General features: G+C 37.5%; 6 protein-coding genes. All 6 read right to left on the reverse strand.

From position 1 onward, the window contains the following. Positions 1 to 2: 2 nt before the first annotated feature. Positions 3 to 1,757, reverse strand: a complete 1,755-nt coding sequence (locus N1F78_RS02250) for an alpha-L-fucosidase (RefSeq protein ID WP_406684568.1) — start codon at positions 1,755 to 1,757, stop codon at positions 3 to 5. A 63-nt stretch (positions 1,758 to 1,820) separates the two neighbouring features. Beyond that, entirely contained in the window at positions 1,821 to 3,419 is a 1,599-nt protein-coding gene (locus N1F78_RS02255) for a DUF4038 domain-containing protein (protein WP_406684569.1), read from the reverse strand. Positions 3,420 to 3,441: 22 nt separating this feature from the next. Beyond that, positions 3,442 to 5,109, reverse strand: coding sequence for a sialate O-acetylesterase (locus N1F78_RS02260; RefSeq protein ID WP_406684570.1), 1,668 nt, complete (start codon positions 5,107 to 5,109; stop codon positions 3,442 to 3,444). A 15-nt stretch (positions 5,110 to 5,124) separates the two neighbouring features. Further along, a complete protein-coding gene (locus N1F78_RS02265; RefSeq protein ID WP_406684571.1) occupies positions 5,125 to 7,596 on the reverse strand; it encodes a glycosyl hydrolase family 95 catalytic domain-containing protein in 2,472 nt (823 codons plus the stop codon). Between the two features lie 107 nt (positions 7,597 to 7,703). Beyond that, entirely contained in the window at positions 7,704 to 9,491 is a 1,788-nt protein-coding gene (locus tag N1F78_RS02270) for a hypothetical protein (RefSeq protein WP_406684572.1), read from the reverse strand. Positions 9,492 to 9,554: 63 nt separating this feature from the next. Further along, on the reverse strand, positions 9,555 to 11,702 hold the full coding sequence (locus tag N1F78_RS02275) for a right-handed parallel beta-helix repeat-containing protein (RefSeq protein WP_406684573.1): 2,148 nt from the start codon (positions 11,700 to 11,702) through the stop codon (positions 9,555 to 9,557). Positions 11,703 to 12,006 lie beyond the last annotated feature (304 nt).

Genomic DNA, 12,006 nt, shown 5'->3' on the forward strand with positions numbered 1-12,006 from the left:
AATTAGTTTAATAATAGTTTTACGCTTTGCAAGTTTACAGCCTTCCAATTATCCCGCATTGGCTTGAGATGTATGCTATGATCGCCAGCTTTATCAATAACTACTTCTCCTACATTAACTGTTTTATAGGTTTTAAATCCACCTGTTACATGTAGTTTAGCCTTGACAGTTTGTCCAGCCACCATTAATTCTATTGAACTAACTTCTTCCGAAGCAATGCGCATGGAAATTGTGTATGTCCCAGCTTTACTTACATTAAAATCCCAATCTACGGTCGCCCTTGCACTTGACCATTGATCTATGCAATCATTATCCTTATTGTAATATACATGAGTGCCTATTACATTATTAATAATTGATTTTTGGGCTGGCAATAAAATGGATCCATCTTCATTTTGCCTGATCTTGTCCGCATCACTTACTACAGGTTCCCCCTTCAGTTTTAATACAATAACTGAGCTTATTGAGTCTGGAGCTTCACCAACTAAAGATATTGTGGTACCCTGCTCATCGGTTTTGGTTTTATATTTTTGAGACTTATCTACAAGCAGGTTACAAGACTGAACCTTATTGGTAATAGGCAGAAAAATTTCACGACTTTCTGGCCAATCAAAAACGTTAAGATAAAGTGTGGTGTTTTCTTCTTCTGTAAGCGTTGTGATTCGTCCCCATGCAGGAGTACGACAAGGGCTAGCACTTGTACCATAGATTGATTCACTATTTTTTTCCATCCAAACCCCTATGTTTTTTAATCGCTCAATGCTAGGTTCTGGTATTAAGCCTTCGGCCGTTGGTCCTACATTGAGTAAATAGTTTCCGCCTTTACTAGCAATATCAACAAGGTTTTGCACAAGTGTTTCTGTTGACTTCCATTTGTTATCGTAACTTTTATATCCCCATGTTTTGTTCATGGTCATGCACGATTCCCAATCACCAGGAAGACCTGTTCCTGGTATATGTTGCTCTGGCGTACTAATGTCTCCTTTGTATTTTCCCCCCAGTCTATTGTTATGAATGATTCCTGGAGCCAACTTTAATAGAGGTAAAAATTGTTCTGCACGTTCATCGTTCATTCCTCGTGGTGTATCCCACCATAATACGGCAGGTTTGTATTGTGTTAAAATTTCTTTTACCTGAGGTGCAGCAATAGTTTTAATGTAATCGTCCATATCATGTTCTTGAGCAGGATCCCATTTGCCCTTATAGTCATTGCCTCGGGCTGAGCCACCTTGATTCCAATCTTGAGCTTGAGAATAATAAAGCCCTAGCTTAATACCATTCTTTTTACAAGCCTCGGCCAAGGGAGCAATAAGATCTTTTCCGTAGGGAGAAGCATCCATAATATCCCATTCCGAAACCTTAGAGTCAAACAATGCAAAACCATCATGATGTTTTGAAGTAATGACAATATATTTCATTCCAGCTTCTTTAGCTAGCTTTACCCATGCTTCTGGGTCATATTTAACAGGATTAAACTCCTTAGCATATTCTTGATATTCTGCCATGGAGATTTCTCCTTTAGACATAATCCACTCACCTATTCCGTCTATTTTTTCACCCTTGTGGGTTCCTGCTGGAACAGCATATACACCCCAATGAATAAACATACCAAATCTTGCGACACGAAACCATTCCATTCTCGCATCTCTCTGTTCCTCAGTTTCAGTGGCATAGGGATCTAACGAGGGAGCTTCGGTTTGGGCATACACTGGTGTCATCATTAACATAATTAAAAGACAGGTTAATAATGTTTTCATAATAGTTTCTTTTAATTTAGAATTGCATATTAAAATTTGAAAAAAATGCATATTGTGTTTCTGCTAGGTTTTTGCTTTTCTTTCAACTAGTTTCACTGTTACTATATTATCTATTCCTTCAAATTCAGGATTCAGTACCAACCAGCTCTTAAAATCTACTTCATAAGAATCTTTGTACTTTCCTGTTAGCGGGTTGAACCACTGTATTTTTAATTTCTCAGCTTTTGGCAATCCTTTTACAGCTATTGCACTGTTATCCTTAGGCATGTAAAACACATACTCACCATCCTTTTCATTAGATAAGCAATAACCACTTGAACAATGTTTATTATTGGGCACGAGTTTATCAAAATTGACGTTTTCCAGAAACGCTCTTAAGTATTTGTAGTATTCGTATTTAGGCTTTATGGTCACACGGTCATCAAATCGGTCGTAAATCACAATATTCCATGCAGACCCCTGCCAGTAATAGCTTGTATATGTGCCAGCAAAAGCGCATTTGTAGTTTCTTTCCACGCAAGATCTTGGATTGTCATAATTGCTATCCAGAAAAATATCATACTGACATTTTTCATAACCTCCATTTTCCAAATTCATTATTGGTTTGTCTGGATATTGCATTTTCATCTTCAGCATGTCGCTATAAATATCCGTAAACCAAAACTGAGCTGATATAATATCTACCTTATCAGGATGCGCTTCACAGTAATCATAATCATGTACCGTCACAAGTCTATTATAAGCATCCAATTGCCTGAGTCTATCAATGCGTTCTGTAATGTAATTAGGGTCGTCATATCCATATCTTAACGCTTCTTTTGATATATCCCAAATCACATTACTTTTGGCTTGATATCGTTTCACCACATAATCAAAGTACATATTATCAGCTTCTGAATTTGCTTCAGGCCAATTTACCATCTTGTTCCAGACATAGATCATGATATGAGCAACAATTCCATTTTCTTCAAGCAAGTCTATGACCCGGTCATAATGCTTAAAAAATTCAATATTTAAAGCTGAGTAATCAGGGTTTTTATTGTCTCCTAAAAAAGGAAATATTTCTTCCTTAGATCCGAAATCCCATTTTGGATCAATGTCTTCGCTTTGTTGCCAATCCAAATCATAAGCGTACACATTCATAATGATTTGGTTAAATCCATTGGAGGCAAGGTCCTTCACTATTTTTTTAGTCTTTGGTAACTCCGCATCTCCATAATCCAGCGCAAAAAGCCAATCAACTTCATTGGCCACTAAGTTATAAGGCATTCCATCATCATAACAAAGCTTCTGTTTATTAGCATCACAAATCGTTATTCCTCCATGATTTCCAGATTTGGCACCATTCACTTTAATAGTATTCTTTTTTCCCGATAGGCTCTTAATAGAAGATTTACTCAGAGCTGTCCACATTCCCTCCTTTTCTGGAGTAAAACGTACAATCCATTCATTGTTTCCGTTGTAGAACCCTGGAATGGTTATTTTGGAACCATTAGGTCTCGTGAATTCACAATACATCTCTACCAGAAAGGGGTTAGCAATTGTTCCTTTTGCCATAAATGATAAATCAATCGTCTCCCATTTGTTCGTACTAACATTCTGAGCGAAGCAATTAAATACCGTAAGCAGGACTAGTGATATTAATAAGGCTGATTGTTTCATGTTTATCATCATTTTATATCTTTTAGTACCTGTCTAATGTTTTAAAAAGAGAAGCTGGTAGCCCTTCCTTGTTGTAAAGGTTTGCTCCTTCGGGATTTGACGACCAGGCATAACGAACTTCTATAGGATTTGGAATTTCTGGATGATACACCTCTACTTTATCCTTAGCAATAATTTTTGCCTCTGCCCATTTCCACTGTCTATCTTCACCACATATTTGAAAGCGTCGCAAGGGTTCATCTACTTCAAATGTAGGTTCCAATAGGTTTTTCTTTCCAACCATTAAACCAGAGCCCACATGATCGAAGGTTATCTCCACCTTCTTTCCTTTGATTTTAGAACTCTTGTAAATGGGACCGGAAACTACAAGACCGTCTTGCCCATAGACTCTGTTCAATGCCCAAAGTGATAGACGTTTTCCAGCATCTATCTTGTTTTTAGGGTGGATATCCTTAGCTTCTCCAATATCATTTAAAACGGCCATACCTGCATTCGGAATATTCATAGCTAACCGCATTTGATCCTGAACCATCACCCAGCCATCTGTTTCAGCAAGTGGTTCTTTGTTGACGCTTCTGTAATTTGCGAGCTGACAATAATAGAAGAATAGATCTTCCTGACCCCAGGCTTCTCTCCAACCTTTTATCATGGCCGACATACGCAAAGCATATTGCTCCGGATGGTTATTCCCGTTGCTTTCTCCCTGGTACCAAAGTGCTCCTTTAATAGCATATGGAATCATCGGACGAATCATGGCGTTATAAAGGGTACTTGCAATCTGTTTATCTCGGTTTGGATGCTCAGGCAACCGAGGTTTTCTAGGTTCATTTTCATTCTTAGACTTTGCTTCCTCCACCTTTACCTCCCAATCAGCAAGTTCTTGTTTGTGTTTTGCTCTCGCTTTTTCCTCATCCCAAGCTTCCAGTCGCTCTTTGAAAGTTGCTATTTCTTTCTTGTAAAAAGCTTCTAGCGTATCATTTTTTTGATAGGCGTGCATAGGTATCCATGGCTCTACCCTAGTTGCACCCAGATTACAACTAATCATAGCTACAGGCACATTCAATTCGCGACGCAGTTCTCGGCAAAAGAAATAAGCTGTTGCGCAAAACTCATTAACATCACCTCCTTCTAACCGCGTCCAATTTCCTCTATTCTGGAATTTTTCTTCAAATACGCTGAAATCGCTGCGAACTCTAAATTGTCTAAACAAGGTATCGTGAGCCGTATCTCTTTCGTTCCTCAAATAGGCACCAATAGGCTCATATATGGGTTCTCTAGCCGGATAGGTCAACATCCTAAAAGGCCGATACATGTTTGACTGCCCTCCAGCGAACCAAACTTCTCCCACCAAAACATCTGAAATCTTCATCTCAGTTCCATCTGCATTGAGTTTAGAAGATATTGTCATTATCCTAGATTCAGAAGAAGTTGTCATTGCATCGAGGTCAATTCGCCAGTTCCCTTCTGAATCAGCAATGCCAGACTTTTGCTGTCCAGCAAATTTAACAGTAACCAAAGCGGCAATATCCGTTTTGCCCCAAACAGGAACTTTCTGACCTCTTTGCAGTACCATGTGGTCCGCAAAAATACTCGGCATGTTTATTTCTTGAGCCGAACAAATGTTTGGCAAAATAATTAAGCCACTAAAAAACAGGATGTTAATCAGTAATATTTTTGTTTTAATTTGCATTTCTAAAATTCAGCTTTAATTTAAATTTGCCTTTAATTCCAATCTTTCTCCTTTACTCAAGCGGATAGCCTTGTATGTATCTCCATATGAAGAGTTTCCTAATTTATCACTTTGGTTTACTGTCAAACTGGCCAACTCTCTTGGGAATTTGATTATGAAATCAGCATCTCGGATGGCTTCCAAATTTATCATAACCTCTTTCTTATCCATGTTCCATGAAGCAGAAACTCTTACTCCTACTCGGGTTAACATGTTACTAAAATCACCCGTTTTCCAGTTTGATGGAAGTGCAGGTAGAATTCTTAGCATATTCGCATTTGACCCGCATAACATCTCATACAAAGCAGAAGTAATCCCAAAGTTTGCATCCATTTGAAATGGTGGTGATTTCCCCCATAAACCGCTACCAGTTACACCCATGAATCTTGAATCATTGTGATAAGTGAAAAAGTTTTTCCCTAGGCAACTTCTTGTAAGTATATCCAATGCTTCTTTGGCTTTATCTCCCTGACCTAATCGTGCATAAACATTTGACATATGTGCAAGTGACCAACCCGTTTGAGCCTTTAAGCCAATAGTTTTGCGCTTCTCAATAGCAATTCTACAGGCTTCATAAATCTCAGGGTTAGATTCAAAGGTTACTTCATGCCCAGGAAAAACTGGATACACATGGGATTCATGTCTGTGTTCATAATTATCGGAAAAATCAGGGTGAAGCCACTCTTTCATGGCACCATCTTCATTTACCTCATAAGCCGGCATATCATCCACCATTTTCTTCCATCTTACTACCCCTTTCTGCTCAATGTCTAAAAGTTCACAAGCTGATATTAAATTCATAAACACCTCCTTAGAAATCGCCACCGCCATAGTAGAATTAATCTGTATTCTGATACTTTCATTTCTTTTGGTTTCAGGATTAAACCAAACCATTTCAGCAGGTTGATTTTCTGGTGATTCAGAAGGAAGAAACATGTTTTTACCATTTTCATCTTTTACAATAAAGTCTTCATAAAACAGTGCGACTTCCTTCATAAAAGGCACCGCCCTATTTCTTAAAAAATTCTCATCGCCTGTAAATAAATAGTAATCATAATAAAAAGAGGCCAACCAACCCGCAGCTTCCGTATAATTAATGGTATGTGCTTGATTTTCTACTGTTACTGGATTAGCAGGAACCATAAATGGAGGTATGTAAATACCCCTGCATCCCCACAATTGCTTTGCATTGTATCTAAAAGACTCAATATTTGAATCGAAATAATCAAAGAAAGCCATCATCGACTCGTTCAAGTTACCTGGCATTGCTTGCCAATAGTTCATTTGAAGGTTTTCATTATTACCTAAGTGACCATACCATGGTGGGGCATAATCACCATTCCATATTCCCTGTAAATTAGCTGGATAGCCACCTTTCTTACTACTAGATATTAAAAGATAGCGTCCGTAATCTACTAGCTTCTGAATCAACTCTTTTGATGCCCTATTTTGATAAGCATCTAGCAGCAGTTTCTCATTTGGTGTATTAATGGTGCCTCCTTCATTTATATTTACGCTCACTCTATTGAATAGTTCACTGTGGAGGTCTTTATGCCTACTAAACAGCCTTTCATAATCTGCATCTAAAGATTCTAACCTTTTTCTCAATCTAGGAACAGCCTTATTTCCGGATTCATTCGCATAAATTCCAACTAACAACACTAATTCATCTGCACCATCAAAGGTGATGAACTTTCCAGTTTTCCTTGAACTGAAATGCATTCGTTGCCCCTCTTTTTCACCTGTAATCCCATTTTTGGCAATCACACGTACAACCCCTCCAAACTCACCACCATCAGAACCATCTGCACGAAACTCAACAAAATCTCCATCAATAATAGTTTCAAAAGTAAATTCTGGATCGAATTGTTTACCATTCATATAAACAGCATCTCTAAGGTCATGAATATCCAAAGTAACAGCCCCATTAATTGCACCCTTGCTATTGGCCTTAAGAGAAAGTACTGTGATATCATCAGGTATAGAAACAAATAAACGTCTAGAATAGCTTAATTCACCATCTTTCCATTGCACTTTTACCTCGCCAGTTTCAAAATCAAGTGAACGAATATAATCTTCAAAAAGTTGTTCTCTCTCCATGGTGAGGAGCATATCAAATGCAGGATGGTAGGCAGCATGCTTACCATTGAATCCTTTCTCAATCATTTTGTTTACATAATGCATATTGGCAGGTCCGTATTCTCCTGCCAGCATCATTTCTCTCACTTTTGGAAGTTCTGCTGACATATCTGGTAGCTCAGATCTTGTACCTCCAAACCATAAGGCGTTATGGTTGAATAGGATGCGTTCAGTTCCAATAGAACCATAGACCATAGCACCAATAACACCGTTACCAGAAGGTAGCGCTTCTCGCCATTCACTAGAAGGTGTTATAAGTGTAATGCCCCGTTGGTAGGTGGTAGCCTGTGATTTTTCGGAATTTACCAAACTTTGTTTGGACTGCTCACAGCAGAAACACCCTATCAACAAAGTAAGTAACAGTAAAATGTTTTTTTTCGTTTTAACCATAGCCATAACTAAACAGTAATCATATTTTAATCAAGCAATGCCTTCCAATTTCCTCCAAAATAGGCCTTATCAATTTCATCAGGTTTCAAGCCGTTTTTAACTCTTCTAGACTGATCAACCAGATCCATATAAATATAGAATTGCAACCAATAGCCATAACTGTATTTCTGATGTTCAGATTTAGGTTGCTTCATAAAAGCGTACCAACTTGTATTAAGTCCTTGTTGATCGGCAACCTCTAAAGCAACTTTTGCTCTGTTCCAGATATCATTAGACATCTTGGTATGTAAAGCTCTGTAGTCCTCATAACTCATTTTTGACGTCTTGATGATTTCGCATTTATCATCTATATTCAACTTTGGCAAAGAGACCTTCTTCTCGAATTTAGTATCCCCATCTATGTCTATTTCAATTTGGTCAAGAAAACCATTACCATCAGTGTCTTCATATTTGAAAGTGCTAAAGGGAGTAAACTCTTTTTGGAATCGTCTATGTCTTGGTTCATAGAAGTCTTCTACCCCTCCCCAACTTTGATAAGACCATGCTAATTGATCAACTCTCCAAGCTCCCCATTCTGCTCCATAAAGATGAATTCTTCCATCAAACTTTGAAATATAAAGATTTCCATTTCCGCTGTTATCAAGATCCCACTCACCCCGGTCTCCAATGGCATCAGCCTGAATATTATGATCCAATCCACCTCCCAAATCATCTCCACCTTCAATCCAACGATTACTTCCCCCAACTTTGAAAAGATCCATAGGATAATAAAATTCAACGCGTTCCCAACGCTCGCAATCATCATCTTCATCATAGACAAAGAAAACATTATCCCAATCTCCTCTGTTATAAGTAAGATTCAAGGCTGAATCAAAACCTGGATAAATTAACTCAGTAAGTTGTCTCCAACGGGGGTCTTTAATGAATTGATCCGCTTCTTTTACTCTTTGATTATCAAATTTGTGTACTTGATCTGTATAGTCAAATCCTTTTCCCTTAAACCTAAGAGACATATCATAATCAAATTCATTATTTGGTCCATTATCATTGTCTAAATCAAAGGATATACCAATATAGTTGATGACACCTTCGGTATATTGCACGTTACGATCTATAGGTCTGTCTACCGCTCTAAGTGCCATTTCTGTTAAGCCATCTTTATCATGATCGAAAAACAAAAAAGGATTCTCCCAATTAAATCTTAAATCATACATCTGATCTGTTGTTCCATGAGCTTTTAAAAAAGTACTCCTCCCTGAATAATCTTCAATAAAGTTTGAATTCCCTTCATGAAGCCAAGCACGAAGACGAAAGGTATTCCAGTCAAAATAGTTGAAAATATTATCATTATCTGAATCTATCATCCACATGTAATGAGACCCCCTTCTGGTACCTCTAGGTGCATTATCTACGTAAAGCTGCATATCAGCTACCCCGTCAGCATCTGTATCAACCCAATCAAATGCCGCATCATTTATATCACAATATTTTCCATCTTTATTGATATCAATCAATAAACAATCACTGTCTGTATCTCCTTCAAAATCATCTTGCGTCATATCATCATCGTCATCAATCCACATAATTGGAGTATTATGTATAGTTACAGAGTAAATAACATCTGGATCACCATCACCATCCAAATCTTCTAGCTTAGGTTGATAACCAAGTGGTGGTGGTGGCAGCCTATAAGATACAAGTGGCGTATTATTATTCCAATAACTTTTATGAACAACAACTTCTTCAGTTTCTTGTGACCATGACGCTGAAGACAAAACAAGCAAAAAAATAAAATAGCAAACAAATTTGTTCATAATTTGTGTTTTATAAAATCAATTCCTTTTTCATTGGTATAGTATTAATGAGTTCAACAAACATCACCGAGGCCCCGCTTTATCTAATGGAAAGGGTTTAAACCCAATCTTAAGTGCAGGACTATCTTCCGTTAAACTAAAATCACCATTTTCAGGGTCTTTAAACCCTGGATCTGCTATTAGTGAATTTTTATCGTTTCCAAGAGCCAGCCACTCTTCCCAACTTAAAACGCGTTCATTTGGTTCATAAATGCGGCTAGGAAATCTGTTTTGTGCACCAAGCACCTTACCAGATGTTGACCAAACCAGATTATGGTCTGAATCAAAGGCTTTTTGTTTTTCTACATCGTATGCATAACCACCAGCATATATTGGAGTGATGTTACTCAGAATAATATTGTTTCTGAGTATATAGCTAGTATGAGGTTCTGCCCTTGCAAGCATTACAGGGCCCGTATCTGCAAATGCAAAAATGTTATTCCGAACAAGGTTATCCTTTCCGTAATGTTGATTAAAACAAGCGTGTCTACATCGATAAGCCAAATTGTTTTCGATGAGAATGTTTCGGCTGCCCTCATCACAGTATATAGCCCATCCTCCATATTTTCCAGCAAAAATGTCATGGAATTTATTATATCTAATGATTGTCCCCGTTTGGTCACCCAACGTATAAATTCCGCCAAGGTCACTCAGTACAGATCCATCTCCATTGGTATATCCTCCTATATGGTGTATATGGTTATACTCAAATATATTACCAGTGGCTAGGGCAGGTCCATACCCCCAAGTCCATCCCGTAGATATGGCTGAATAATAAAAATTCTTTATTTCGTTGTGATGAATATAATTATTGGGGCTTTGCCCAATCCATATTCCAACCGCACAATGGAAATATTTACCACCATCATGGATACGGCTATCTGCTATTTCAATATTGCTAGTAGTATCAGCAGGATCTTCCAATACAGGCGGAAATTCTACCTTTCCTAAATCCTCAACGCCCACTTTACCTCTAGGGCGTATCTTTGGGCCAATAAGTAACCCACCAGCACCCAAATCATGTATATCACAACTCAATACCTTGATGTTTGAACATCCCAGCCCAATCTCAAGACCATAGTTACCGATGGCGGTAATTTCACAGTCCTCAAAAAGATTATTTTTTGCTCCATTAAGGTGTAGAGCTCCTTCCATCTTGATATCAGCCTGCCCATAGCTACCGTGCTCCGAAGCGTCTCTTGGTAGAACCCAAGTAGAATGACTAAAAGTTATCCCCTTAAACTGAATATTTTCAACATATTGATTGCTCCTTGCATCACCCTCCATACGAAGTACATTTATTAAAGAAGGTATTGTAGCAACAACCTCTGTCTCATTCTCCAAAGGATAATAGTAAAGCTTGTTGGTCTGACGATCAAGATACCATTCACCTGGGTTATCCAACATACCTTTGCCTCCTTCTAGGTAGTAGGCTTCATTCGTCTCTACGCAACGCATGGTTTTTCCTGTGAAGATGATTTCGTCTTTTTCCTTATCTATTTTATTAAATGGTAAATGGTAGTCTAGCCATTTATAGAATGCTACCACCACGCCATCCTCAATGCCTTCAAAATGATGTTCATCATCTGCAATATAGTTAAGTCTGTCCATCTGCCCCTTGAGGCCTTGGGTCATACTTGTAATCTGTGATTCATCAAATTTGAATCTTAGATAGCCACTGTTGGGTGTACGTGCCTGAATTGCTCTATGGCTATTTACCCATAATTGTTCAAATGGTGCATATCCATCAATATTAGATAAATCTGTAACCAATACATTATGTCCATTAATTTGAGTTTCAGTCCATTTATGAACCTGTATGCCCCCACTTATTATAGGCTTTTCATTTTCCAATGCGCAATAGCTAATAGGAAATTCCTCAATGCCAGAATCTTCAGGTTTTAAAATAAAAGGTTCAGTAAGTTGGTAAGTACCTCCTTGTAGATATACATTAACGGGCTTATTAAGTTTCCCTTTCTGCTTAAGTTCTCTTATAACATTACGGGCTTTTTCTAATGTCGCAAAAGCATTTTCAATACTTCTACCGTTTTTAGAATCGTTGCCATCAACAGCTATATAGAAATTAATCTCATTTTTAAATGCTGATTTATCAGTACATGTAAATAAAACAATAAACAATACAGTAGCTAGAACAATTAACTGATTTTTCATTTTATTTTATTCATTTTAAGCTAGAAAGTAACCTAGCAATGTTATTTAAATAAATTCATGAAGTCATTTCTATATTCAAAATAAGGCTTTACCACGAAAAAAAACATAGCTCTAATGACATACAACTATACTTCATTTCACAAATAATTAGGTTATTTCAATAAAATTAATAGAAACCTCATTTTTATTTATAAACCATGATGCAATATCTATAACATTATTACCATATCAGATTAAACTTCTAACATATAAAGTAACAAACCTAAGAAGTTTAGCTTTTATCAGATTGGAAATTAAGCTTATT

This window comes from Seonamhaeicola sp. MEBiC01930 (assembly GCF_045277075.1).
Lineage (GTDB): Bacteria > Bacteroidota > Bacteroidia > Flavobacteriales > Flavobacteriaceae > Seonamhaeicola.

Coding starts and splice junctions, on each gene's coding strand:
- N1F78_RS02250 (WP_406684568.1), bottom strand. CDS start 1,757: ATGAAAACATTATTAACCTGTCTTTTAATTATGTTAATGATGACACCA.
- N1F78_RS02255 (WP_406684569.1), bottom strand. CDS start 3,419: ATGAAACAATCAGCCTTATTAATATCACTAGTCCTGCTTACGGTATTT.
- N1F78_RS02260 (WP_406684570.1), bottom strand. CDS start 5,109: ATGCAAATTAAAACAAAAATATTACTGATTAACATCCTGTTTTTTAGT.
- N1F78_RS02270 (WP_406684572.1), bottom strand. CDS start 9,491: ATGAACAAATTTGTTTGCTATTTTATTTTTTTGCTTGTTTTGTCTTCA.
- N1F78_RS02275 (WP_406684573.1), bottom strand. CDS start 11,702: ATGAAAAATCAGTTAATTGTTCTAGCTACTGTATTGTTTATTGTTTTA.